Origin of the sequence: uncultured Sulfitobacter sp. (assembly GCF_947497275.1) — a bacterium.
Lineage (GTDB): Bacteria > Pseudomonadota > Alphaproteobacteria > Rhodobacterales > Rhodobacteraceae > Sulfitobacter.
This window is the reverse complement of sequence record NZ_CANMFS010000002.1, coordinates 246,729-272,076: the sequence shown is the minus strand read 5'-3', so window position 1 is coordinate 272,076 and position 25,348 is coordinate 246,729. Positions and strand designations below refer to the sequence as shown.

Annotated in this window: 24 protein-coding genes and 1 tRNA gene; 14 read left to right on the top strand and 11 right to left on the bottom strand. The window is 61.3% G+C overall.

Translation table 11 applies throughout. The annotated features are described in order from the left end of the window. The first annotated feature begins 86 nt into the window (after window positions 1-86). The gene (locus Q1A06_RS05235; protein WP_299559571.1) at window positions 87-548 is read left to right on the top strand and encodes an Lrp/AsnC family transcriptional regulator; all 462 of its coding nucleotides are present in this window, start codon (window positions 87-89) and stop codon (window positions 546-548) included. Here Q1A06_RS05235 and Q1A06_RS05230 read toward each other — a convergent pair. Further along, window positions 545-1,726: a cytochrome P450 gene (locus Q1A06_RS05230; protein ID WP_299559568.1), complete on the bottom strand. Its 1,182-nt coding sequence runs from the start codon at window positions 1,724-1,726 to the stop codon at window positions 545-547. The two genes, Q1A06_RS05235 and Q1A06_RS05230, sit on opposite strands and share 4 nt — an antisense overlap. Before the next feature lie 60 nt (window positions 1,727-1,786). On the opposite strand from Q1A06_RS05230, the gene Q1A06_RS05225 reads away from it, so the two are divergent. The 5 genes from Q1A06_RS05225 (at window position 1,787) to Q1A06_RS05205 (ending at window position 8,146) form a co-directional block, all read left to right on the top strand. Further along, window positions 1,787-3,535 (top strand): ATP-binding protein, encoded by a 1,749-nt coding sequence (locus tag Q1A06_RS05225; RefSeq protein WP_299559565.1) that lies wholly within the window; start codon window positions 1,787-1,789, stop codon window positions 3,533-3,535. Next, window positions 3,532-4,761, top strand: a complete 1,230-nt coding sequence (locus tag Q1A06_RS05220) for a sigma-54 dependent transcriptional regulator (RefSeq protein ID WP_299559562.1) — start codon at window positions 3,532-3,534, stop codon at window positions 4,759-4,761. The genes Q1A06_RS05225 and Q1A06_RS05220 overlap by 4 nt, the downstream gene beginning before the upstream one ends. Before the next feature lie 249 nt (window positions 4,762-5,010). Further along, entirely contained in the window at window positions 5,011-6,012 is a 1,002-nt protein-coding gene (locus Q1A06_RS05215; protein ID WP_299559559.1) for a DctP family TRAP transporter solute-binding subunit, read from the top strand. 72 nt (window positions 6,013-6,084) lie between these two features. Further along, entirely contained in the window at window positions 6,085-6,765 is a 681-nt protein-coding gene (locus Q1A06_RS05210; RefSeq protein WP_299559556.1) for a TRAP transporter small permease, read from the top strand. A 4-nt stretch (window positions 6,766-6,769) separates the two neighbouring features. Then, window positions 6,770-8,146 (top strand): TRAP transporter large permease, encoded by a 1,377-nt coding sequence (locus tag Q1A06_RS05205; protein ID WP_299559553.1) that lies wholly within the window; start codon window positions 6,770-6,772, stop codon window positions 8,144-8,146. 68 nt (window positions 8,147-8,214) lie between these two features. Here Q1A06_RS05205 and tpiA read toward each other — a convergent pair whose 3' ends face one another. Further along, window positions 8,215-8,964, bottom strand: a complete 750-nt coding sequence (gene tpiA, locus Q1A06_RS05200; protein WP_299559550.1) for a triose-phosphate isomerase — start codon at window positions 8,962-8,964, stop codon at window positions 8,215-8,217. A gap of 120 nt (window positions 8,965-9,084) precedes the next feature. Here tpiA and Q1A06_RS05195 point away from each other — a divergent pair, with 120 nt between their 5' ends. Next, window positions 9,085-9,993, top strand: coding sequence for a 2-oxoglutarate and iron-dependent oxygenase domain-containing protein (locus tag Q1A06_RS05195; protein ID WP_299559547.1), 909 nt, complete (start codon window positions 9,085-9,087; stop codon window positions 9,991-9,993). A gap of 305 nt (window positions 9,994-10,298) precedes the next feature. Here Q1A06_RS05195 and Q1A06_RS05190 read toward each other — a convergent pair whose 3' ends face one another. The 6 genes from Q1A06_RS05190 to Q1A06_RS05165 form a co-directional block, all read right to left on the bottom strand. Continuing rightward, complete coding sequence (locus Q1A06_RS05190; protein ID WP_299559544.1) at window positions 10,299-10,661, bottom strand: iron-sulfur cluster assembly accessory protein; 363 nt, start codon at window positions 10,659-10,661, stop codon at window positions 10,299-10,301. 54 nt (window positions 10,662-10,715) lie between these two features. Then, window positions 10,716-11,438, bottom strand: coding sequence for a DUF3307 domain-containing protein (locus Q1A06_RS05185; protein WP_299559541.1), 723 nt, complete (start codon window positions 11,436-11,438; stop codon window positions 10,716-10,718). A gap of 30 nt (window positions 11,439-11,468) precedes the next feature. Then, entirely contained in the window at window positions 11,469-12,089 is a 621-nt protein-coding gene (locus tag Q1A06_RS05180; RefSeq protein ID WP_299559538.1) for a hypothetical protein, read from the bottom strand. A 126-nt stretch (window positions 12,090-12,215) separates the two neighbouring features. Next, window positions 12,216-12,578 (bottom strand): SUF system Fe-S cluster assembly protein, encoded by a 363-nt coding sequence (locus Q1A06_RS05175; RefSeq protein WP_299559535.1) that lies wholly within the window; start codon window positions 12,576-12,578, stop codon window positions 12,216-12,218. A gap of 89 nt (window positions 12,579-12,667) precedes the next feature. Continuing rightward, window positions 12,668-12,943, bottom strand: a complete 276-nt coding sequence (locus tag Q1A06_RS05170) for a hypothetical protein (protein ID WP_299559532.1) — start codon at window positions 12,941-12,943, stop codon at window positions 12,668-12,670. 2 nt (window positions 12,944-12,945) lie between these two features. Next, window positions 12,946-13,836, bottom strand: coding sequence for an SPFH domain-containing protein (locus tag Q1A06_RS05165; protein ID WP_299559529.1), 891 nt, complete (start codon window positions 13,834-13,836; stop codon window positions 12,946-12,948). A 110-nt stretch (window positions 13,837-13,946) separates the two neighbouring features. On the opposite strand from Q1A06_RS05165, the gene tgt reads away from it, so the two are divergent. Further along, complete coding sequence (tgt, locus tag Q1A06_RS05160; RefSeq protein WP_299559526.1) at window positions 13,947-15,074, top strand: tRNA guanosine(34) transglycosylase Tgt; 1,128 nt, start codon at window positions 13,947-13,949, stop codon at window positions 15,072-15,074. 739 nt (window positions 15,075-15,813) lie between these two features. Continuing rightward, complete coding sequence (locus Q1A06_RS05155) at window positions 15,814-15,996, top strand: hypothetical protein (RefSeq protein WP_299559523.1); 183 nt, start codon at window positions 15,814-15,816, stop codon at window positions 15,994-15,996. Window positions 15,997-16,000: 4 nt separating this feature from the next. Here the strand turns inward: Q1A06_RS05155 and pcaF are convergent, their stop codons facing one another. Beyond that, window positions 16,001-17,206, bottom strand: a complete 1,206-nt coding sequence (pcaF, locus tag Q1A06_RS05150) for a 3-oxoadipyl-CoA thiolase (protein ID WP_299559520.1) — start codon at window positions 17,204-17,206, stop codon at window positions 16,001-16,003. 372 nt (window positions 17,207-17,578) lie between these two features. Between pcaF and lon the strand changes: the two genes are divergently transcribed. The 3 genes from lon to Q1A06_RS05135 all read left to right on the top strand — a co-directional run bounded on the left by lon (window position 17,579) and on the right by Q1A06_RS05135 (window position 20,781). Further along, window positions 17,579-19,990, top strand: coding sequence for an endopeptidase La (gene lon / locus Q1A06_RS05145; RefSeq protein ID WP_299559518.1), 2,412 nt, complete (start codon window positions 17,579-17,581; stop codon window positions 19,988-19,990). A 278-nt stretch (window positions 19,991-20,268) separates the two neighbouring features. Beyond that, window positions 20,269-20,616 (top strand): HU family DNA-binding protein, encoded by a 348-nt coding sequence (locus tag Q1A06_RS05140; RefSeq protein ID WP_299559516.1) that lies wholly within the window; start codon window positions 20,269-20,271, stop codon window positions 20,614-20,616. A gap of 90 nt (window positions 20,617-20,706) precedes the next feature. Further along, window positions 20,707-20,781 (top strand) — tRNA-Val (locus Q1A06_RS05135). A gap of 46 nt (window positions 20,782-20,827) precedes the next feature. On the opposite strand, the gene Q1A06_RS05130 is transcribed toward Q1A06_RS05135, so the two are convergent. Both Q1A06_RS05130 and Q1A06_RS05125 read right to left on the bottom strand, forming a co-directional pair. Further along, window positions 20,828-21,694, bottom strand: coding sequence for a carbon-nitrogen hydrolase family protein (locus Q1A06_RS05130; protein WP_299559514.1), 867 nt, complete (start codon window positions 21,692-21,694; stop codon window positions 20,828-20,830). A gap of 29 nt (window positions 21,695-21,723) precedes the next feature. Continuing rightward, window positions 21,724-22,713, bottom strand: a complete 990-nt coding sequence (locus tag Q1A06_RS05125) for a LysR family transcriptional regulator (RefSeq protein WP_299559512.1) — start codon at window positions 22,711-22,713, stop codon at window positions 21,724-21,726. Window positions 22,714-22,799: 86 nt separating this feature from the next. Between Q1A06_RS05125 and Q1A06_RS05120 the strand changes: the two genes are divergently transcribed. Together Q1A06_RS05120 and Q1A06_RS05115 are read left to right on the top strand one after the other, a co-directional pair. Next, entirely contained in the window at window positions 22,800-24,149 is a 1,350-nt protein-coding gene (locus Q1A06_RS05120; RefSeq protein ID WP_299559509.1) for an aspartate aminotransferase family protein, read from the top strand. A 28-nt stretch (window positions 24,150-24,177) separates the two neighbouring features. Continuing rightward, window positions 24,178-25,209, top strand: a complete 1,032-nt coding sequence (locus Q1A06_RS05115; RefSeq protein WP_299559507.1) for a histone deacetylase family protein — start codon at window positions 24,178-24,180, stop codon at window positions 25,207-25,209. The last annotated feature ends 139 nt before the right edge of the window (window positions 25,210-25,348 follow it).

The following is a 25,348-nucleotide window of genomic DNA, read 5'->3' as shown; positions in this document are numbered from 1 at the left end:
GGGATAACGTACCTTTGTGCGCTACCGTCCTGTACTATTTGCGCAAAGAATGCATCGATGGACTGCCCGCAGTAAGGAGAACGGCCATGGGTCTGCGGCTTGACGACATAGACCGGAAGATACTGGCGCAGTTGCAGCGCGACGCAAGCCAGTCGCTCGACGACATCGCCCGCGAGGTCGGCTCGTCCAAGACACCGGTGTGGAACCGCATCCGCAAACTGCGCGAGGCGGGTGTCATCGGTCAGCAGACGGTCGTGCTCGACGCGGAAAAGCTCGGGTTCGAGGCGTGCTTTTTTGTCCTGATCCGCACATCCGAGCACGATGCCGACTGGCAGGCCAGATTCCTGCGCGCACTACAGGCCCGCGACGAGGTGCAAGAAGCGCACCGGCTGGCGGGCGATATCGATTATATCCTCAAGGTGCGCGTCGAGAACGCCCGTGCCTACGACCGCTTCTATCAGGCACTCATCGGCGAGGTGCGCGTGCACAACGTCACGGCGTTGTTGTCAATGGAGGAGATTAAATCGACGACCATGCTGCCGCTTTAGGGCGCGATCATCAGCCGGTCGAGCTTGTGGAAGTGATAGCTGTCGGCAAAGTGCGGCACCTCGGCCAGGCGCATGTCCGGCAGATGTGCGAACAGCGCGGGCAGAGCGATCTGCATTTCCATCCGTGCCAGCGGCGCGCCGACGCAAAAATGCATGCCGCCGCCGAAGGCCGCGTGCGGTTTGGCGGGCCGGTCGGGCCGGAACAGATGCGCGGCCTCGTAAAGGGCCGGATCCCGGCAGGCGGCTCCGAGCACAAGGGCAATGCGGTCCCCCCTGCGCAAGGTGACACCGTTCAAATCGACGTCTTCGTAGGCGTAGCGGTCGAACAGATGCAGCGGCGGGGTGAAGCGCAACAACTCTTCACAGGTCGCGGCGATGCGGTCGGGGGCCAGCGCCTCAGGGGGCGTGCCGTGTGACAGCAGACAGAACACGCTGTTGCCAAGCGCGTGCACCGTCGCTTCGTGGCCCGCGTTCAGCAAAAGGACACAGGTACCGATCAATTCATCCGTGCTCAGCCGCGCGCCATCTTCCTCTGCGGCAATCAGATGGGTGATCAGGTCATCGGCGGGACGGCTGCGGCGTTCGTCGATATATCCGCGCAGAAAATCCCCGAATTCGCTCGCGGCCTGTGCTGCGGCATCTTCGGTCGCGCGGCTGCGGTTTGCCTGGTACATCGCGACCATCGCCGAGGACCAGCGCAAGAGTTCGGGGGCCATGTTTTCGGGCACGCCGAGCAGTCGCGCGATGATGCGCACCGGCAGACCGGTGCAAAAGGCGGGGATCAGATCGAAAGGCGCATCGGGCAGCGACGCCAGCAACGTATTACTTACCGCGTGGATATCGGGGGCCAGTGACGCGATCCGCCGCGATGTAAAGGCGCGCAACACAAGTCCGCGCAAACGGGTGTGGCGCGGCGGTTCGAGATCCAGCATCGAATGACGCTCGACCGCATCGAACGGGGCGAGATGCGCGGGCACGGGCCGGCGCTGATCGGCGGGTACTTCACGACCGAACCTGCGATCGCGCAGCACCGCCTGCACCGTGGCCGCGTCAAAGGCGGCGGCCATGTCGTAGTCTTCCCAGAACACCACTGGCCCTGCGGCGCGCGCGCGGTCATAGAAGGCGTATGGGTTCTGGATAAAGTCGGGATCGAGGGGTGATTGCGCGAGATGTTTCATACGCGCGATGCAAACGCCGTTGCGCTGGTCAATGCAACCGGGCTTGCGTAAATTGTCTGTATGGAGACGGGTTTTTTCAGGCGTGGCCTGATCATCGGCATTTTCGTGGTCTGCGTGGTCGTGCTCGCGCAGGGGGTGTGGCGCTACGCGACGCTGCACGGGTTGGCGCAGCTGTCGGCGCGGGGACAGGCCGATCTGGCGCTGGCCAGCGACAGACTGGTCGGACAGCTGCAACGCTACCGCGATCTAGCCGTGGTCATGGCCGGTCATCCGCAGGTCGCGCGGATCCTCGCGCGCGGAGATGAAAGCCCCGCAGACCGTGCGTTGCTTGTATCGGTGGCGGACCGGGCCTCGGCGCTGGATGTGATGGTTATGGGACCGGATGGCAAGGTACTTGCCGCTGTCGATGGTGCAGGCAGCACGGATGCGCAGCCCTTTGTACGCCGCGCCTTGTACGGCGCTTTGGGGCGCGGATACGGCCCCGGCGGCGGCCAGGGCGCGCGCAGCTACTTCTACGCCGCACCCGTGTTCGACGATCAGGGCCAGGTGCAGGGTGCGCTCGTGGTCTCCACCGATCTGAGCAGCGTCGACTACGCCTGGCGCGGCGACACGCCCCCGGTGTTCTTCACCGACGGCGGCGGTCGGGTACAGGTCTCCAACCGCTCGGAACTCATCTTTTGGCAACGCCCGGAGAGTGGCAGTGCCGGACTGCTGCGGCCGCGCGGGGAAAGCCTGCGGTTCTCGGTCCGCCTGACAGGGCCGCACGAGATCTGGCAACTCGGCTGGGGGCCGTACCTGCCCGACGAGGCGCTGCACCTGACGCAAGAGTTGCCGGTCATCGGCATGACAGGCGAAGCGTTGATGGATGTGGCCCCTGTGCGCAAACTCGCCTTGAGCCAATCGGCGGCGGTGGCTGCACTGTGCCTTGCGTTCGGGGCGTTTCTGTTTCTGGCGACCGAGCGGCGGCGCACGCTGGCCCGCGCCAACGCCCAACTGGAAGCGCGGGTAAAGGCCCGCACGCAGGCGCTGCGCGACATCAACAACGAATTGCGCCGCGAGGCGGCGGAACGCACGCAGGCGCAGGAAGCGCTGGCCCGCGCACAGGCCGATCTGGTGCAGGCAAGCAAACTGAGCGCGCTGGGACAGTTAAGTGCAGGTATCAGCCACGAGTTGAACCAGCCGCTGATGGCCGTGCAGTCGTTCGCCGAGAACGGCGTGCTGTTTCTGGACCGGGACACCCCCGAGCGTGCGCGCGATAATTTCAATCGTATCTCCGACATGACCCACCGCATGGGGCGGATCATCAAGAACCTGCGCGCCTTTTCGAAACAGGAAACGGTGCCGCAAATGCCTGTCGATCTCGGTAGGGTGCTCGCTTCGGCGCTTGAAATGACGCAGGCGCAACGCAAAGCCTGCGATATCACACTTGACTACATACCGGTCGCGGGCCCGGTGTGGGTGCGTGGCGGTGAGGTGCGGCTGGGCCAGGTGTTCGTCAACCTGCTGACCAATGCCTGCGATGCGGTAGCGGATGCTCCTGAACGGCGCGTATCGGTTTCGATCACGCAGGGCGATGCGGTCACCGTGCAGATCAGCGACAGTGGCACCGGCGTCGCCGATCCTGGCAAGGTCTTCGATCCGTTCTACTCGACCAAGGAAGTCGGCGCGGCAAAGGGTATCGGACTGGGCCTGTCGATCAGCTATGCCATCGTGCAAAGCGTGGGCGGTGAGATCCGCGCCCTCAACACGGACACCGGCGCGTGTTTCGCGGTGACGCTGCTGTCCGCTCGAGAGGAGCGGGCTGCATGAGCCGGACGGTACTTTTGGTGGATGATGACGCGGCGGTGCGCGAGGCGCTGGCCCAGACCATCGAACTGGCCGATCTGACCTGCATCGCGGCGGGATCCTTCGTAGTGGCGGCCGACCACATCACACCCGCCTTCGACGGCATCATCGTGTCGGACATTAGGATGCCCGGACGCGACGGTTTCCACCTGCTGTCCCATGTGCGCGGCATCGACGCCGACCTGCCGGTGGTGCTGCTAACCGGCGAGGGGGACATCCCGATGGCGGTAAAGGCGATGGGCGAGGGCGCGTTCGATTTTCTGGAAAAGCCCTGCGCCGCGAAGGATCTGCTGGCAGTGGTCGAGCGGGCGTTGAAAACCCGCAGGCTGGTCCTTGAGAACCGCGAGTTGAAGCAACTGGTGGAAACCGGCGATCCGGCGGCGCGCATGATCTTTGGGGTGTCCGAACAGGCCGCGGATCTGCGCACCCACGTGCGCCGTGTCGCGCAGACCCAAGGCGAGGTGCTGATCTCGGGTGCGCAAGGCAGCGGAATATCAAAAATTGCCGAGGTCATCCATCTCAGTTCCACCCGCTCGAAGCGGCCCTTCCTCAAGCGCGCGGGCAGCGGTATGGATCTGATCGCCCTGTCGGAGGCGCTGACCGAAGCCGGACGCGGCAGTCTTTTCATTGACGAGATCACGATGTTGCCCGCCCAGACACAACTGGCGCTGGCAGAGCGACTGGAAGACGGGGAAGCAGCGCGGCTGATCGCGGGCAGCACCCGCGATCTGAACCGCGAGATGGAAGCGGGACGTTTCAACACCGATCTGTATTACCGGCTCACGGTGATGCCCGTGCGCGTGCCCGCGCTGGCGGAGCGTCCGGAGGACATTCCGGTGCTGTTCCGGCGTTACGTCGCGCAGGCCGCCGAGCAAAGCGGACAGCCCGCCCCGGACGTCACGCCGCAGATCGAAGCGGCGCTGATGACGCGCGACTGGCCCGGCAACGCGCGGGCGTTGATGTCGGAGGCGATGCGGTTCGTCATGGGAATGGCCGAAGCACCGCGTACGGACGCGGGACTTGGCCTGGTCGAGCAGTTGGCACAGGTCGAGCAATCGTTGATCGAGAGCGCCCTGCGCCGGGCGGGCGGGCAGGCGACGGTGGCGGCAAAGACGCTCAAGCTACCGCGCAAGACCTTCTATGACAAATGTGCGCGCTACGGGATCAAACCCGAGGACTACCGTAGCTGAGTCGTCGGACCGGGTGTGCGGAATACCGCACAGATCAGGGGTGAGCGGTGCGAAATCCCGCACGTACGTCGCGCTTTAGTTGCGCTAACACGGAGCAACGCGCCGGGCAAATTACTGATTACGATGAAAAATGTTCTGAGCGTCCGTACACTGCAAGCATATCTTGCGGGGCGGCGGCACTCCGCCAATAGTGCCACCAGCACGGCCATGGGCCGGCGATCATTACCAAGTACTCTGGGAGGAGACACCATGAAATTCATTACCGCGGCCACCGTGGCCCTGACCCTTTCCGTATCCGCAGGTGCCGTTGCGGCGGCCTGTGACGATGGCGAAATTGTCATCAAGTTCAGCCACGTCACCAACACCGACAAGCACCCAAAAGGTCTGGCGGCATCGCTGCTGGAAAAGCGCGTCAACGAAGAAATGAACGGCAAGGCCTGTATGGAAGTGTTCCCGCAGTCCACCCTGTACAACGACGATCAGGTGCTTGAGGCGATGCTGCAAGGCGATGTCCAGATGGCGGCGCCTTCGCTGTCGAAGTTTGAGCAGTTCACCAAGGTTTTCCGCATCTTCGATCTGCCCTTCGTGTTCAAGAACATCGAAGCCGTCGACGAATTCCAGAACTCCGAAGCGGGTATGGCAATGAAATCCTCGATGGAGCGTCGTGGTCTGTCCGGTCTCGCTTTCTGGCACAACGGCATGAAGCAGATGTCCGCAAACAAGCCGCTGGTATCGCCCGCCGATGCCGATGGCCTGAAATTCCGCGTGCAACCCTCCGAAGTGATCAAGGCGCAGATGGAAGCGATCGGCGTCAGCCCGCAGCCGATGGCCTTCTCCGAAGTCTACGGTGCGCTGCAGACGGGTGTTGTGGACGGTCAGGAAAACACCTGGTCCAACATCTACGGCCAGAAATTTTTCGAAGTGCAGGACGGCGTGACCGAAACCAACCACGGCGTGCTTGACTACATGGTCGTGACCTCGACCGACTGGTGGAACGGTCTGCCTGAAGACGTGCGCACCCAACTTGCGACCATCGTCGAGGAAGTCACCACCGAGCGTAACGCAGCGGTCGGCCAGGTCGACATGGACGCGCGCCAGGCAATCGTCGACGCAGGCTCCAGCATTGTCGAACTGACGCCCGATCAGCGCGAGGAGTGGGTGGCTGCGATGAAGCCGGTCTGGGAGCAGTTCGTCGGTGACATCGGCCAGGAAAACATCGACGCGGCGCAGGAAATAAACGCCAAGCACTAAGCGGGGCCGCACTATGACCGCCCGCTCCTGTATCCGGGGGCGGGCGGTATTTGCAATCGGGGGGAGGATCATATGGCGCATCCATATGAAGCGAAGACGGCCCTTGGCCGGATCGTCAACGAGTTCGAGGAAACCGCGATCGCGCTGATCCTCGGACTGATGACCATCATCACCTTTATCAACGTCGTGTTGCGGTATGGTTTTAACACAGGCCTGATCTGGGGGCTCGAAGCGGTGACGTTCCTGTTTGCCTGGCTGGTGCTTTTCGGCGTGAGCTATGCGGTCAAGGTGACGGCGCATCTGGGTGTTGATGCGGTGATCAACCTGTTCTCGCCCTCCAAACGGCGGGTCATCGCCCTTGTCGCGGCGACCATTTGTATCATCTACGCCGCTCTGGTGCTGAAAGGCGCGTGGGACTATTGGGCGCCGTTCGCGGGGCTGGATGCCACGACGGGTCGCTGGTTCCCGACGGGGTTCGCCGACAGCCGCGATCAGGCCTGGTACGAGGTTGTCGATATGCCGATGCCCGACTGGCTGCGCTTTATCGAGCCAATCATGAACGAGGGCGAAGCCTACGAAAAGCTGCCGCGTTTCATCCCCTACGCCATCCTGCCGATCGGCATAGCCCTGTTGCTGTTCCGCTTTATTCAGGCCGGTCTGCGCCTGATCCGGGGCGAGGCGACAAGCCTGATCGTCAGCCACGAAGCCGAAGACGACGTGCGCGATGTCCAGCATATGAACGCGGGGAACTAGGTCTATGGAAGTTGTTGTCCTTTTCGGCATCGTGATCGTGCTGATGCTGGTCGGTGTTCCGATCGCCGTCGCGCTCGGCACCTCGTCGATCCTGTTTCTGCTGGTGCTGTCGGATACCTCGCTGGCATCCATTGCCCAGACGTTGTTTCAGGCGATGGCCGGACATTACACTCTGTTGGCGATTCCGTTCTTCATCCTTGCATCGGCCTTCATGTCGACGGGCGGCGTGGCCAAGCGGATCATCCGCTTTTCCATCGCCCTTGTCGGGCATTTGCCGGGCGGTCTGGCGATTGCGGGCGTCTTTGCCTGTATGCTTTTCGCAGCCCTGTCTGGTTCATCACCGGCCACCGTGGTCGCCATCGGCTCCATCGTTATCGTGGGCATGCGCGAAGTCGGTTATACCAAGGATTTCGCCGCCGGCGTAATCGCGGTCGCCGGCACACTTGGCATCCTCATTCCGCCGTCCATCGTGATGGTTGTCTATGCCTCGGCCACGGATGTGTCGGTGGGGCGCATGTTCCTTGCCGGGGTCATTCCGGGCCTCGTGGCCGGTTTCATGCTGATGCTGACCATCTACATCATCGCCAAAGTGCGCAAACTGCCCAGCGGCGAATGGCGCGGCTGGGGCGAAGTGTGGAGTTCGGGACGCGAGGCGGGTTGGGGCCTGTTCCTCATCGTGATCATCCTTGGCGGTATCTACGGCGGTATCTTTACACCCACCGAAGCGGCGGCGGTGGCAGCGGTCTATGCCTTCCTGATCGCCTGTTTCGTCTACCGCGACATGGGGCCACTGCATGTGAAGGGCGAGGGGCGCAACATCTCGTTGCTGAACAAGCCGCTGGCGCTGGTCACGGTGTTCTTCCACCGCGACACCCGCGACACGCTGTTCGAAGCGGGCAAGCTGACCGTGACCTTGATGTTCATCATCGCCAACGCGCTGATCCTCAAGCACGTCCTGACCGACGAGCAGATCCCGCAACAGATCTCGGCGGCGATGCTGGATGCGGGTTTCGGTCCGATCATCTTCCTGATCATCGTCAACGTGATCCTGTTGATCGGCGGGCAGTTCATGGAGCCGTCGGGCCTGCTGGTCATCGTGGCGCCACTGGTGTTTCCCATCGCGATCGAACTGGGCATCGACCCGATCCATCTGGGCATCATCATGGTGGTCAATATGGAAATCGGCATGATCACACCGCCGGTTGGCCTGAACCTGTTCGTGACCTCCGGCGTGGCCAACATGCCGATGCTTAACGTGGTGCGCGCGGCGTTGCCGTTCCTGGCCGTGCTCTTCGTGTTCCTGATCATGGTGACGTACATCCCGGTGATGTCTACCTGGCTGCCGACGATAATGATGGGACCGGAGCTGATCACCCGCTAGGGTCCTGAGCCGAGAAAATAGGCGGTCCGATCGTTCGGTCCGCCTATTTTACGTCTGCGCCCCTGGCTTCAGGATCTGGCGAGTGCGGCGATGATCGGCGCGAAATCGGCCGCTTTCAGCGACGCGCCCCCGACCAGAGCGCCGTCCACGTTTTCGGCGCGAAAGATGGTTTCCGCATTGTCCGGCTTGACGGATCCGCCATACAGCAACGGGATCGCGTCGCCCACGTCCTGTCCCAGACGGTTAATCAGCTTCTCTCGAATGAAATCATGGACCTGCGTTATCTGCTCCAGTGTCGGAACCTTGCCGGTACCGATGGCCCATATCGGCTCATAGGCGATGACGGTGTTGTGCGCGGTCGCCGCATCGGGCAGCGATCCTGCAAGTTGTCCCGCGATGATGTCGAGCGTGTTGTTCTGCTGGTGATCCGACAACTCTTCACCGATGCAGATGATCGCGGTGAGGTCACAGGCCCAGGCCATCGACACCTTGGCGCGGATGTCAGAGTTGCGCTCTTCATGGGCGTCGCGCCGCTCTGAATGGCCGGCGATGACGTATCGTGCCCCGGTATCCGCGATCATTTCGGCGGAAATGTCACCGGTAAAGGCGCCCTTGGACTGCATGTGGCAATCCTGCGCACCGATGTCGATGCGGGTGCCTTCGGCGGCATGGACGGCACGGTAAAGCAGCGGGGCAGGCGGACAGACCACCACATCGGGACCCTCATCGTCAAGCTGTGCGCCCAGCACGGCAAGCTCGGCAAGGCTCGCGGCGGTGCCGTTCATTTTCCAGTTGCCTGCGGCCAGTTTGCGTCTCATGCGCTGCCTTTCTGATGGGTTCGCAGTTATGTAGCAGCAGCCTGTGGTCTGGGCAACGAAGCTGTTGGCCTTTGCCGCACGGCGGACTAAGAGGGAATACAACGACCAAGGAGCACTGACATGATCCCTGCGATCGACCTTGTGGCGCTGAATAGCGCCACGCCCGAAGCTCTTGACGCCATGCGCGATGCGGCGACCGGTGTCGGGTTCGCGACCGTGCACAACACCGCGCTGTCTGCATCACGCGTGCGTGCCGTGATCGAGACATACCGGACCTTTTTCAAGCTGCCCGAAAGTGAAAAGCGGACCGTTGACATGGCCCAGACCGGCGCGAACCGGGGCTGGGGTGCGTCCGGATCCGAGCAGGTCGATCCCGACGCGAACCCCGATTACAAGCAGTATTACGACAGCGGTTTCGTGCTGCCAGAGGGCGATCCGCGCAGCGCGATGGCCGTTTATGCGCCCAACCGCTGGCCCGCGCAGCCCGCCGATTTCGAGGCGGTGGTCAGCGCCTACTACACCGATGCCTGCGCGGTGGCGATGGATGTACTACGCGGCGTGGCCCAAGCGATCGGCGCGCCGCGCGATGCATTCGACGATGCGTTCGAGGCACCGATGGCGCTCTTGCGCGGCAACTACTATCCCGCACGTCCCCCTTGGGCGGGGGCCAAGGATTTCGGTATCGCGACACACACCGATTACGGCTGCCTGACGCTTCTTGCGACCGATGGCTCGCCAGGCCTCGAAGTGCGCACGCATGGCGGCGGCTGGAGTCCGGTCAGCGCGGATCCCGGCGTTTTCGTGATCAATTTCGGAGAGATGATGGAGGTCTGGACCGGTGGCCGTGTGCGCGCGACGCCGCACCGCGTCGTCGGAACCCCGAACGAGCGGATTTCCGTACCGCTGTTCTTCAACCCTTCGTACGACACGAATGTCGCGCCCGCCGGGGCCGAAACGCCGGTTCTGGCCGGCACGCATCTGGCCGCGCGGTTTGCGCAAACCTACACTCACCTTCGGACCAAAGACTAATTCGGCGCAGCCAGCCCTTGAGGGGTGCGGGCGGCGTACGGAGGGCCGTGCACGGTATCGTGGAAGGTCCAGCAGGGCAGAGACGGTGCCGTACTTCTCTTGTGCATTTTGCGCCATTTCCGAGGGCCGACCGGGCGCTGAAAGCGCCTTTTTGCACCTTGAGCAGCGGCCGGCCGTCCGACGGCATGACTGCAAAGGTCACACGAGCAAACAGAGACTGACACCGCCGAACATGCGGCGGATGGTCAGGGCAGGTATGTCGTGGAAAGGCTCTGCGGCAAAGGCACTGTCTGCCTGCGCAAGGCTTACTTGGCGAAAAGCGCGTCGTCGAACTTGATCGATTCGCCACACCCGCAGGCTTCGGAGACATTGGGGTTGTTGAACTTGAACCCGCTTTCCAGAAGCGTGGTTTCATAGTCGATCTGAGTGCCGAACAGGAACATCTGCGCCATCGGGGCAATCATCACGCAGGCACCGTCCTGTTCAACGACTTCATCATTGGGATCGGCCGTGTCCACGTATTCCATGGTGTATTCCATGCCCGCGCAACCGCCTTTCTTGACGCCGATGCGCAGGCCTGCGTGGCCTTCCGCCTGCATCAATTTGATGATCTGCGCCGCCGCCTTGGGGGTCATGCTGACCGCCTGCTTGCCTGGAATGCCGAACATACGAGTTCTCCTTTGAGACCAAGATAAGGGGCTGACCGTCCGATCTCAAGGGGGTCAATAGACTGTGATGTTTCGCACTGCGATTGTTGCAAAGCTTGCCGCGAGGGCCCAGCCGAACGAGGCCAACGTGCCGATGATCACGTATTCGCTCATCTTCTGATCGCGCGAAACTGTATCGAAGCGCAGGATCGACTTGGCCGCGATGAGAAAGCCGATGCCGGACGGCTCGCCGATCATCACCATCAGAAAGATCAGCCCGCGTTCCATCAGGCCGATCACGCGGCCTGCGTATTCCAATCCCTCCGGTTGGGCGTCCGATTTATAGCGTGCCATCAGGTGGCCCACCGCCGGGCCGCCCGCCAGGGTCGCCGTTATCAGACCGCTGAGCACGAGGGCCGTCTGGATCAAGCCAGCCGACAACGGTGGCCACCACGGCTCCAGCATCCAGACGGGCAGCAGCAGCACCGCCCCGAACAGCAGGGCGATATGGGCGCTTTGGTCGAGCAGGTAGATCCGCAGCGTATCGCGCCCGTATGCCGCCCTGATCGCGTCAATTGCCACATGGCTTAACGCGATGCCCAGCGCCAGCACCATCGCACCGCCCGAAAGCAGGGCCGTGATCGCGAAGACATGGACCCCGTGCATCAGCAATATCAGCGGGCGACGTTTGTTCAGGACCATATGCGTGGTTTGAAACACGAAATCCGCAAGCAGATGTGCCGTGACCAGCGCAATCAGCAGTTCGATATCCAGCGAGGAGAGGCCGGAAAAGGTCATGTTAAAAAGGTTGCTATAGTGTATTGCAACCTATTTGTGTTGCATTTTGGTTTGTTCATATATCTCGCAACTCTCCACCAGCGCGTGAACGGCGGCGGCATCGGCCTGTTTCTGTGTCATCTGTCTGCTGTGGCCCAGCGCCTTGGAAAGCACCTCGTGGGTCGGAGGGACGGGGGCAAGCAACGCCTGCGCCACCTGCGCCTGTTTCGATGTCCAGCCCGCCACGATCCTGTCAGCCAACGGCAGGGCAACGCGCAGCAACGCCCCTGCATCAGGGGCAGACATGCGCGCACCGCGCCGCATTGCATCGAGCGCGCGGCCGGATTGTACGAATACCGGCCCGTCCGCGCGCGCCAGATCTCCACCGTCGATCTGACCTGATCCGATGCCGATGCCGATCCGGGTATCGCGGCCCTTGGCCGTTGCGCGCACGGCCGCGCGCAGCACGAGCGCACCGCGCAGCGCCAAAATCTCCGGAAGTGCCATCTGCCAGCCGTCGCCGCGGAACCGTGCGAAATGACCGGTGCTGTCGGGCCACTGCCGGATGCTGCCCGCCGTTTCTTCAAGCGCGACAAATACCTGCGACAGGCCGTCACTGCCCATGTCCGATGAGCCCACGATATCTCCGGTGAACACGGCCCAGTTTCGCATCAACACCCCTCGCGCGGATTTTCCTGTTGTCGCAGTCTGACAGCCGCCGAAGATCGGGGCAACACCACAAAAAAAGCCGCCCCTGTCAGGAGAGCGGCCGTTCTGCGTGAACAAACGTGGCGTGGCCTACATAAAGCCAAGCTCAAGCCGGGCTTCGTCGGACATCATGTCCATACCCCACGGCGGCTCCCACACCAGATCCACATCCACCTGCTTGACGCCGGCAATCGGTTCCACCGCATCGGCGACCCAACCGGGCATTTCCCCCGCGACGGGGCATCCCGGCGCCGTCAGCGACATCTTGATATGCACCTCATTTTCGGGATTGATGTCGATGGTGTAGATCAAGCCCAATTCGTAGATATTGACTGGAATTTCAGGATCATAGACCGACCGGCACGCTTCCACGACCTGATCGTAAAGCGGGTGATCGGTGGTGGACGGCGCGATCAGCGGCGTACCTTCAAGCGGTTGCGAAGTGTCTGTCATCTGCGCCTCATCTTGTGTTCCTGACAGATTATATAGGGATTGAGACCTGCGAGGTAAAGGGAGGGCAGGGCGGAAAGAACTGCGGCGCGTCAGTTGTCGTTGATATCACGTGTCACGATGCGCGCGCCGCTCGATTGCCGTTTGAACACGAATCTTAGGATGATCCAGGCAAACAGCGACAGGCCCGCGAAAAGCGCGACCAGCGCCGCCGTGTTGGTGAGTGCGAAGAGTGCGACGATACCGGCCATCGCAAGCGCGCCGAGCGCAAAGCCCAGAAAGATCGACCCCGGCAGCACAAGCTCGACCAGCGCGAGAACCAGCGCCGCCGCAAGCCAGATCCACCACAGGGTGATCATCTCTGCCATGCTCAGCGCCCCTTGAGCAGTTTGAACGCATCCCCGAAGGCCGCAAGCGCGTCCGCAGGCAGCACGATCGTCTGGTTTCCGTCTGCCTTGCCCATGGTGTTGAACGCCTCGACCTGTTTGAGCGCGATCTGGTACTGCGCCGCCTCCAGCCCGTTTTCGTTGATCGCGGTGGCGACGACCTGCGTGGCGTAGGCTTCTGCCTCGGCGAGGATCCGGCGCGCCTTGGCGGTCTGCTCGGACGCATAAAGCTCCGCATCCGCTGCCAGTTCGACGGCGCGCTTCTTGCCCTCGGCCTCCGTGACCTGCGCGCGGCGGGCGCGCTCCGCGTTCAACTGCTGCATCATCGCGGCACGGGTGGCGGCATCGAGATTGACGTCGAGGATTTCCGCGCGCGTGACTTCGATGCCCCAGTTCTCGACCGCGTCCACGACGTTGGACTTGATCGTGGCAATCAGCGCCGAGCGGTTGGCCTGCACCTCATCGAGGTCCATCTTGCCGATCTCGGCGCGCACGATGCCCGCGACGGTGGTGGCGATGGCGCTGTCGATGTCACGGATGCGGTAGACCGTCTTTTCCGGCTCGATGATCCGGTAGAAGACGGATGTATCGACCTGCACCAGCACGTTGTCGCGGGTGATCGCGTCCTGGCTGGCGGTGGGCAACTGCCGTTCGAGAATGGAGATCTGGTGAGCAACACGGTCGATGAACGGGACGATCATGTTGATGCCGGGCCCCAGAACCGCGCGCAGTCGACCGAACCGTTCGATCACATGCTGCTCGGACTGCGGCACAATCTTGACCGCCTGGAACACCAGCACGATGAAGAGGACGGCAAGCAACAGGTAGACGATATTGCTCTGGATCAGATCCAGCAAAATCTCTTCGATGGGCATAAGGCGGGCTCCGCGTTATATGGTTGGGATATGTCTGGCGGGTCGGCGGCGCGATTGCAAGATGCCACCGGGTGCGGTAGGGGCTGGCCCAACCACGGCAGGAGCGGCATATGGGCCAGTTTTCGTTCAATAAACAGCACCAGGACGGGGCGGCGCGCAGTGGCGTCATTCACACCCCGCGCGGTGATATCCGGACGCCCGCCTTCATGCCGGTGGGCACCGCCGCCACAGTCAAGGCGATGATGCCCGAAAGCGTGCGCGCGACCGGGGCGGACATTCTGCTTGGCAATACGTACCATCTGATGTTGCGGCCCACGGCGGAACGTATCGACCGCTTGGGCGGGCTGCACAAATTCATGAATTGGGGGGGCCCGATCCTGACGGATTCGGGCGGATTTCAGGTGATGAGCCTCGCCGATCTGCGTAAACTGACCGAACGTGGCGTCACCTTCAAGAGCCACATAGACGGGTCAAAGCACGAGATCACGCCGGAGCGGTCGATGGAGATCCAGCGGCTGCTCGGCTCCGATATCGTGATGTGTTTCGATGAATGTCCCGCATTGCCGGCCGGGCGCGACAGGATCGCCGAAAGCATGGAACTGTCGATGCGATGGGCGGAGCGGTCGAAGGAGGCTTTCGGCGACCGTCCGGGACACGCTCTTTTCGGGATCCAGCAGGGCGGTCTGGAACAGGACCTGCGCCAGCAAAGCGCGCAAGCCCTGTGCGAGATCGGGTTCGATGGCTACGCAGTGGGCGGTCTGGCCGTGGGCGAGGGGCAGGCGGCGATGTTCGGCTGTCTCGACTACGCGACCGATCAATTGCCTGACGACAAGCCGCGTTATCTGATGGGGGTGGGCAAGCCTGACGACATCGTCGGCGCCGTGGCGCGCGGCATCGACATGATGGATTGCGTGCTGCCGTCGCGGTCAGGGCGGACGGGGCAGGTGTTCACGCGGCGCGGCGTGCTCAACATCAAGAACGCACGCCACATGGATGACCCGCGACCGCTTGACGAGGACTGTGGCTGCCCGGCCTGCCGCAGCTATTCACGCGCCTATCTGCACCACGTTTTTCGTAGCCAGGAAATCATCAGCTCGATGCTGCTGACTTGGCACAATCTGCAATACTATCAGGATTTAATGGCGGGCATGCGTGCCGCAATTTCCGCCGGGTCGTTCACGGCGTGGCAGTCGGATTTCCACGCGGCGCGCGCGCAGGGCGATATTGATCCTGTGTGATGGGGACGACGCCCGCGCGGGCGCGAGGCCCCGCCCGCCATCCCGTCAGGCGCCGGGCTACGCAATCATGGCACCGATGACTTTCCGGCGAGACTTGCCTTCTATCAACGTGGTGGAGGCAGCCGGGCAGACCGCAAAATAATTTCGTATGCGGTAATGTTTGCGTGTGGGGCAGCTGCGGCATTGGCCGAACCGACATCGGTTTGGCACAGCGCGCGGTCGTTGCAAACACAGGCGGGCTTTCTGGGGGTACGCAATTTGCTGACGACATGCGCGTCATATTCACTACACTATCGCGCAGTGATCCCTAGACAGCGGACTTTTTCACGGATGGCCGGCGGAGGGTTCTTTAAACCCGATGGTGCTGACCGCGCGTGCCTGAAACAATTATAATGCGACGGCTTTTGGCAGGCGCGGCGACACTGAAAACTCTATTAAAATCGCGCTAGAAACGTACGAGGCCGTCGGTGATCGGGCCCATCCGGCCTATGAGAGCCATCCCGACCTGATCCTTGCGCCTTGCAAGGTGGTACGCGAACGTGCGGACGAACGGATCACAACCTGTTTCTCGCTTGCCGCATTGAAGGCAGTGCTGCCAAAGTATGCCGATTGAGGCAGCATTCATCGTTCTCTGCATAGTGCCTCAAGCCGATCGGCACGGTTGGCGGGTGGCTTTTGCGAAAACACGTCGAATTCCTTTTCTTGGGATGAACAGGAAATGATAGCGCATCGGTGCCTCATGGCAGACGCTGTCTTCTATGGCCGTAAGGATCTGCCCGCGTATGTAACCGCGCTCTGGTGGGGCGATTGCGATCCTGAACCCGCGGTCATTCGGCTGCGAAATTGCGTTTGGCAATCCGACCTTGCGGATGCAACGCTTGAACAGATTGCATGGCCGATGGATCGGATCATCTGTGCATAGGTCTTCAGGGTCTTTCGAGTATGAGGGCGACGCCCTGGCCCACGCCCACACACATGGTGCACAGCGCGTAGCGGCCTTGGGTTCGCTGCAGCTGATAGGCCGCCGTCAACACCAGCCGTGCGCCGGACATTCCCAGTGGATGACCGATGGCGATGGCACCGCCGTTGGCGTTCACATGCGGCGCATCATCGGCAACGCCGAGCGCCCGCAGCGTGGCGATGCCCTGGCTGGCGAAGGCTTCGTTAAGTTCGATAACGTCCATCTGGTCGATTGTCAGGCCCGCCCGTGCCAGCACCTTTTGTGCCGCCGGAATAGGGCCAATGCCCATCACCGGTGGCGCGACGCCCGCCGCCGACATCGCGACAACGCGCGCCATCGGTGTGAGGCCATGTTGACGCGCCGCCTCTTCGGACGCGATCAGCATCGCCGCTGCGCCGTCGTTGACGCCGGAGGCATTGCCCGCCGTCACCGTCTTGTCCGGTCCGTTAATGCCGCGCAGTTTTCCCAGTGCCGCCGCATCGGTCTGCGGCCTAGGGTGCTCGTCGCGGTCCACGACCACCGGATCACCCCTGCGTTGTGGGATCGAGACTGGCACGATTTCCTGCGCGAAGACTCCCGCCTCCTCCGCTGCCGCCCAACGCTGCTGCGAGCGCAGCGCAAAGGCGTCCTGGTCCGCGCGGCTCACCGCGTGATCCTCTGCGACGTTGTCGGCTGTCTGCGGCATGCTGTCGACCCCGTACTCCGATTTCATCTTCGGGTTCACGAAACGCCAGCCGATCGTCGTGTCATACACGGCGTTCGCGCGGCTGAAAGCGGTTGTTGCCTTGGGCATCACGAAGGGCGCGCGGCTCATGCTCTCGACGCCGCCGGCGATGGCCAGATCCATGTCACCGGCCCGAATGGCGCGCGCCGACTGTCCTACGGCGTCAAGGCCTGACGCACACAGGCGGTTAAGCGTAATGCCGGGCACATCCACCGGAAGTCCCGCGAGCAGTGCGGCCATGCGCGCCACATTGCGGTTGTCCTCGCCTGCCTGGTTGGCGCAGCCCATCACCACATCATCGACGCGCGCCCAGTCCACATCCGGATTGCGCGCCATCAACGCGGCAATCGGCGTCGCCGCGAGATCGTCGGCGCGCACCGCTGACAAGGCACCGCCGTAGCGTCCGATGGGGGTGCGTACAGCGTCGCAGATGAGGGCATGAGCCATGAAAAATCTCCCAAGTTGTTTGCGATGCAAAACCTAGCTTAATGGACATGCGCGTTCAAGCATCGCGTTACAGTGGTGCGCAGCAGTCGACTGGTCGAGTAACGCGACGTGCTGTGGCACCGCAAAAGCCGCCTTTGGGGGGCGGGCAAAGTACACCCCTGGTGAAATTTCCCTCGTACTCCGGGCACTCGGAGGTTGCCGAGGGCCAGGGATCGCGCCATGTTGTGTCAAAGTCCGGTGAACGGGCGCTGCGATCCTGCAGGGGTCTATTGAAACAGGCGGGTAGGGTACCCAAGTATCCTATCCATAAGGAAACGGCCGAAAGTCGCCTTGTTAGGGACAGTGTCGTTTTGCCTAGATAAGGAAAAGAGCATGAAAGAGCCTCTGAACGCGAGCTATCCGGTATTGCCGCTGCGCGATATCGTGGTGTTCCCCCATATGATCGTCCCGCTTTTCGTGGGCCGTGACAAATCCGTGCGCGCGCTCGAAGAAGTGATGGCCGATGACAAGCAGATCCTGCTGTCGAGCCAGATCGACCCCGGCGTCGACGACCCCGACAGCGACGGTATCTTCAAGGCCGGCGTGCTGGCAAATGTGTTGCAATTGCTGAAACTGCCCGATGGCACCGTGAAGGTGCTGGTCGAAGGTCAGGCGCGGGTACGCATCACCGAATACCTCGACAATGACAATTTCTTTGAAGCGCGCGCCGAGTACCTGACCGAGATGCCGGGCGACGACGCCACGACCGAAGCGTTGCTGCGCACGGTATCGGAGGAATTCTCCCGCTATGCAAAGGTGAAAAAGAACGTGCCGGAAGAGGCGCTGGCTTCGGTTGCGGAAGCAACCGATCCGACGCGGCTTGCCGATCTGGTCGCAGGTCATCTCGGCATCGAAGTGGGACAAAAGCAAGACTTGCTTGAGACGCTTTCGGTCTCGGACCGTCTGGAGAAGGTTTACGGCCTCATGCAGGGCGAACTGTCCGTGTTGCAGGTCGAGAAAAAGATCAAGACGCGCGTGAAATCCCAGATGGAGAAGACGCAGCGCGAATATTATCTGAACGAGCAGATGAAGGCCATCCAGAACGAGCTGGGCGATGGCGAGGACGGGCGCAATGAGGTGACCGAACTCGAAGAGAAGATTGCCAATACCAAGCTGAGCAAGGAAGCCCGCGAAAAGGCCGACGCCGAGATCAAGAAGCTCAAAAACATGAGCCCGATGTCCGCGGAGGCGACTGTCGTGCGCAACTATCTTGATTGGATGCTGTCGATCCCGTGGGGCGTGAAATCCCGCGTCAAGAAGGATCTTAACAAAGCGCAAGAGGTGCTGGACGCGGATCACTATGGCCTTGAGAAGGTCAAGGAACGGATTGTCGAATACCTGGCCGTGCAGCAACGCTCGACCAAGATGAAAGGTCCGATCATGTGCCTGGTCGGCCCTCCGGGTGTGGGTAAAACCTCGCTCGGGAAATCCGTGGCGAAGGCGACGGGGCGCGAGTTCATCCGTATCAGCCTTGGCGGCGTGCGCGACGAATCCGAGATCCGCGGTCACCGCCGGACCTACATCGGCTCCATGCCCGGAAAAATCATCCAGGCTCTGAAGAAGGCGAAAACCACAAATCCGCTCATCCTGCTCGACGAGATCGACAAGATGGGTCAGGATTTCCGTGGCGATCCCGCGTCGGCCATGCTCGAAGTCCTTGATCCGGAACAGAACTCTACGTTTGTGGACCACTACCTCGAGGTCGAATATGATCTTTCGAACGTGATGTTCCTGACCACATCCAACAGCTACAATATGCCGGGGCCGTTGCTTGACCGCATGGAGATCATTCCGCTGTCGGGCTACACCGAGGACGAAAAGCTCGAGATCGCCAAGGGGCACCTTCTTCAGAAGCAGATCAAGAACCACGGCTTGAAGGACAAGGAGTTTAGGATCGAGGATTCCGCGCTGACCGGCATGATCCGCTACTACACCCGCGAGGCGGGTGTGCGGAACCTCGAGCGCGAAATTGCCAAGGTGGCGCGCAAGGCGCTAACCAAGATCGTGCGCAAGGAAGTCGACAGCGTGGTCGTAACCGGCGACAACCTCGACGAGTTTCTCGGTGTACAGAAACACCGGTACGGTCTGGCCGAACTTGATGACCAGATCGGTGTGGTGACGGGACTTGCCTACACCTCTGTGGGCGGCGAGTTGCTGCACATCGAGGCCTTGCGCCTGCCGGGCAAGGGACGGATGAAAACGACGGGTAAACTCGGCGATGTGATGAAGGAATCCATCGACGCGGCAAGCTCTTATGTGCGGTCCATCAGCCCCAAGATCGGCGTCAAGCCACCGCAGTTCGATACGCTGGACATCCACGTCCACGTGCCCGACGGGGCCACCCCGAAGGATGGGCCCTCGGCCGGACTGGCAATGGTGACGTCCATCGTGTCGGTGCTGACGAAGATACCGGTGCGCAAGGATATCGCCATGACTGGCGAGGTATCTTTGCGCGGCAACGCGATGCCGATCGGCGGGTTGAAGGAGAAACTGCTCGCGGCTTTGCGTGGCGGCATCAAGACGGTGCTGATCCCGCAGGAGAACGAAAAGGATCTTCCGGAAATCCCGGACAACGTCAAGGAAGGGCTGACCATCATTCCGGTAAGCCATGTGTCCGAAGTGCTGGAGCATGCGCTGGTGCGCAAACCTGAACCGATTGAATGGGACGAGGCAGCGGAGGAGGCGGCTGCGGCTGCCGCTCTTGCAGCGAAGTCGGGTCGTACGGACGTCACTGCCACGCACTGACCTTTGTCAGTACCAGACATGGAACGCCCCGCGCTGATCGCGGGGCGTTTCGTATTTATGCCCTTATCTTGTGCATCGGGGGAAATTATCCACCTTATTTTGCGCCAGCCAAGCCCATGGTGGATTTTTCCCACAGTTTGTTGTAGCGTCCATTGCATAATAAGAAATCGAGCAACAGAATTGAGAACAGCATGACGACTACGTCAAAAGCCCCTAGGAAACCCACAGCGACAAAGACTACCCGGAGCCAAACTGCCGCCAACATGCCGGCAACAGGCGTGGATACGACGCCCACGCCCGAAGCCGCAAATGCCGCGCCGATCGTGACGAATACCTTGTCCCCGGTCGTGGTCGGCAACGAGCTTCGAAAGAAAGAGCTGATCGAACTGGTCGTCGGACGGTCCGGGATGAAACGCAAGGATGTCAAACCCGTTGTCGAAGCGATGCTTGCCGTATTGGGTGACGCGTTTGCGGGCCAGCGTGAGATGAACTTGCCGCCGCTGGGCAAGTTCAAAGTGCAGCGCGCGCAGGAGAAATCCGATGGCCGTGCGCTCGTCGTCAAGTTGCGCCAGAAATCCGCAGCCTTGAATGCTGCGCCAGATGCGACGCCTGCCGCAGACATTTAGAACCGCCACCACAAGGCATAAGCTGCGGCTGTGACTTTCGCGGTCCGACCTCTTGCGTGCACTGCCGGAAAAAGCTATCCGAACCGGGAAGGGTGATTAGCTCAGTGGTAGAGCGCTTCGTTCACATCGAAGATGTCAGGAGTTCAAATCTCTTATCACCCACCATTTCCGCCATAGGTACTGACGCGCGCCAATCAGCAGGATGATGGTGTCAGTCGGGGCTGTGCCGTACGGGCGGATATACCGTGCAGGGCATGCCATAGGCGTTCCGGCGGTCTTGCAGAAAAGTGTAGGCAATACGCGCATCGCTGAGCCGGTGACGTTCGATCCGGATGTGCCGGAAATCCGCGTCATGTGCGGCGAACCTCTGCGGGCCTTGGGTTTCGTCCATCCAAGGGTAACAAAAGATCGAGTTTCCATAGCTCGCTCCCGCGCGGTTTAGCGACAGCAGGAAGCACTGGTTTTCAATCGCGCGCGTCGTGGCAAAGGCGTGCCAGGTCGGAAAAGACGGATCCCGGAAATAGGCGCCGCCGTGCAGGATGACATCGACGCTGTGTTGCAAGACCAACGTGCGGACCAGTTCCGGAAACCGGATGTCATAACAGATGATCGGCGCAAGAATTAAGCCTTTGACTTCAAATGTAAAAAGATGATCTCCGGGCGCAAAATACTCTTTTTCCATCGACGCACCGTATTGGCATAGATGCAGTTTGTCATAGTGTCCGGCGAGAACGCCGTCGGGTGTCACGACAGCCACCGAGATTAAGATGCGGGCACCATCACGTCTTGGAAAGCTGTAACAGACGTATACGCCGAATTCGACGGCGATGGCCCGCCACGTCCGATAGGAAATACCGTCCAGAGGCTCGGACAGGGCATCAAGATGATCGAAGGCGGCGCGGGAATAGTCGATGCTGGAAAGCTCAGGCAGCACAACGATGTCCGTGCTCTGCGCCGAAAGCCGGGCGCGCAGCTTTGTGGCCGTATCCGCAAGATGGCTGTCGCGCGCTTTTGGCGTTTCGGTCAGGGGAATGTCGATCTGGCAGGCAAGCAGGTGAAGGGTGTCTCTCGCTGCCATCTGTCGGGGGCGCTCTCTTGTCTATCTGGTCACAGTTTCGCCGGATCTTCGCCATCGCGGCTGCGCTGAGCAAGCGGAATTGTCTCGATCCGGCTATGAAACATCTCAAGAATGGCGCGTTCGGCACGGTTCAGTCGGGTGGTTTGATGCTGCACCAGATGCACATCAATCACCAGCGTGTTCTCGTAGGGGGGCAGACGCCAGAGCTTGCCCGCTTTCACCCACCGCTCTGCCACATGTACGGGGAGCGGCCCGAATCCAAGACCTGTGCGGATCATCCTGTGCGCCTCGCGCAGATCGGAGGTATAGCCGATCACCTTGTCGTCCAACCTGTGTTGCGCACGCAGCAGTGCGACCGGCCGCAGCGCATCCCAAAGCTGGTCCGTCCTGAAAGAGATCGACGTATAATCGCGCATGTCCTCGAAACTCAGATCACGCAGACCGAACAGGGGGTGACCGGGGCCGCAATAAAAACCGAAGTAAGAACGATAGAGCGTCCGGTAGTCCAGATTTGGGTGCGCGTCATGCATCAGGCAGACGCCGAGGCTAGCAGATTTGCCGAGCACCGCTTGCTGAACGGCCTTGCTGGACATCACCTCGATGTCGAGGCTGACGTGCGGATGAGCGCGGTGAAAGTCCGACAGGACAGTATCGAAGAAATCGTTCTCCACCCCGCTGAGAAGCGCCAGCGTCACTTTGCCCGTCACGACGTCCTGGGTGCCTTGGGTGCTTTGAACGGTGCGGACAAGGTTGCCGAAAATCTCCAGACATTCCCGGTATAACGTCTGTCCTGCCGGGGTGACGCGAAACTGTGTCGGGCTGCGGTCGATCAACCGTGTGCCCAGTCGCGTCTCCAACCGTTTGAGGGCCTGGCTGACCGTGGGCTGTCGCAGCATCAGGCGGTGGGCGGCACGCGTGATGCTGCCTTCCTGCACCACGATCATGAAGGTACGCAGCAGGTTCCAGTCCAGTTCCCGGACCAGTTTTTCCGGTTCAGCGGGCGGCTTCATTGGTTTCATCAATGGCGTTCATAACCACTATCTATTTGCTCTATGGCGGAAACAAACACAAGCTCAACAAAACCGCTTTGCGAGGGATAAGTGTCGTGAAGAAATCGAACCTGTTTTACCAAAGCCGCCAGCGTCGTCCCGAAGTGGATCGTGCGGAAGGGATTTATATTTGGGGCAAGAACGGGCAGCGATACATCGACGGATCGTCCGGCGCGATGGTTAGCAACATCGGTCATTCCAATCCAAACGTCCTTGCGGCGATGAAGGCGCAGATGGACAGCGCGACGTTTGCCTACCGTCTGCATTTCGAAAGCGCGGCGGCGGAAAATCTGGCAGGCGCGATTGCCGACCGGATGCCCGAAGGGCTCGACAAGGTGTTTTTCGTTTCCGGTGGATCGGAAGCGATGGAATCCTGCATGAAGTTCGCGCGCCAGTGGGCGGTCGCGGCAGGGCAGGGCAGCCGCTGGAAGGTGATCTCGCGGTTTCCGTCCTATCACGGATCCACCATGGGGGCACTGGCGATCACGGGCTACGGGCCGTTGACGGATGCCTTCGCGCCGTTGTTCAGGGAAATGCCGAAAATCCCGGCTCCTACCTGCTATCTGGACCGCGACAACCTGTCGGATCACGACCGGGGCTTGAAATATGCGCAGATGCTGCGCGACGAAATACTGGCCCAGGGCCCCGACAGCGTGCTCGCCTTTGCGATGGAGCCGGTGGGTGGCGCGTCTACGGGCGCTCTGGTCGGGCCGGACAGCTATTACGCCCGCGTGCGTGAAATTTGCGACGAGTTCGGCGTGTTGCTGATCATGGACGAAGTCATGTCCGGCGTCGGTCGGACCGGCACGTTTCTGGCCTCCGAACACTGGAACATCCGGCCTGATCTGGTCGCCCTGTCGAAAGGTTTCGGCGCGGGATACGTGCCGCTGGGCGCGATGATTGCGGACGGGGAAATGGTCGAAACCGTGCTGGACGCGGGCGGTTTCGCTCATGGGCACACCTACGCGGGCAACCCGCTGGCCTGTGCTGCCGGGCTGGCAGTGTTGGGAGAGATTGATCGGCTGGATCTCATGGCGAACACACGGACGATGGGCGAGGTGCTGATGTCCGGGCTGCGCGACCTGATGGCGCGTCACTCGATAATAGGGGATGTCAGGGGCAAGGGGCTTTTGACGGCGTTCGAGCTTGTCTCGGACCGCGACACGATGGAGCCGCTGCCTGCGGAACTGCGTGCCTTCGAGCGGTTTGTCGAGATTTGCTATGCGCGCAATCTGATTACCTATTCGCGCCGCACGCGCGGCGGCGTTGCCGGGGATCATTTCCTCGTCTGCCCGCCGATGATCGTGACCGAAGCCCAGATCGGAGAGATCCTGAGCATCCTCGACGACAGTCTGGGCGTGCTTGCCAGGGACTGCGGATTGGAGCCGCAGGGTGTCGCGTCTTGAAGGTGCGGTAGAGGGAGGGTTCTAAATCATGAAAGTATTCGCGGATCAGCAGCGGCAAAGCCAACACTACCCCACCGGGTTTCTGGTCAACGGGGTCATGCAACCCAACCCGGAAAAGCCTGAGCGGATGGAGCTTCTGTTGCGGGGCGCTGCGGCGGGGGGGCACGATCTTCATGCGCCCGACGATCACGGGCTCGGCCCCATCGCCGCCGTGCACACGCCCGCCTACGTCAAATTCCTGTCAACCGTCTATGCGCGGTGGCAGCGTATCCCCGACGCCGCGGCAGAAATTTTCCCCAACGTCCATCCCGACCGGCGCACGACGAGCTATCCGTTGTCCGCCGTGGGGCAGGCCGGTTTTCACATCACAGACATGTCCTGTCCCATCGGGGAGCATACCTGGGAGGCCGCGCGCTGGTCCGCCAATTGCGCGGTTTCGGCCGCGCAGGCCGTGGCGGCGGGAGACAAGGTTGCCTATGCGCTGTGTCGTCCGCCGGGACACCATTGCTTTACCGATCTGGCGGGTGGATTTTGCTATCTCAACAACTCCGCTATAGCGGCACAGAGACTGCGCCAATCTCATGAAAGGGTGGCGATCATTGATGTCGATCTGCATCACGGAAATGGGACGCAAGGCATATTCTACGCACGCGACGATGTTTTCACACTTTCCGTCCACGCGGATCCTGCCCGGTTCTACCCATTCTTCTGGGGACACGCGCATGAAACCGGTGAAGGAGCGGGCCTGGGATACAATCTTAACGTGCCGCTGCCCCGTGGCACCTCCGATGATGGCTTCATGAAAGGGCTGGAAGAGGGATTGACCCACGTCCGTTCCTTTGCGCCGGGCGCTGTCGTGATCGCTCTCGGTCTTGATGCGTTCGAAGGTGATCCCTTCGGCGGGCTTTCGGTGTCGACATCCGGGTTCGCACGTATGGGCGGTCTGCTCGCAGAATTGGGCCTGCCGACAGTCATCGTTCAGGAAGGAGGATACCTGTGCGCAGAACTTGGAGACAATCTGCAATCGTTCCTCGGTGGGTTTGAGGAAACCGCCGTATAAAAGCCGATCGGCCAACCAAGGACCAAAGCCGCGTTTCCGCCGTTCTGATCCGCGGTCATTCCTGTTCTCAGGCAACTATACTGGTTAACCAGCTAAAATATGGTCAAATGCCCTAAATACAAGCAAAGAGAGCAAAACA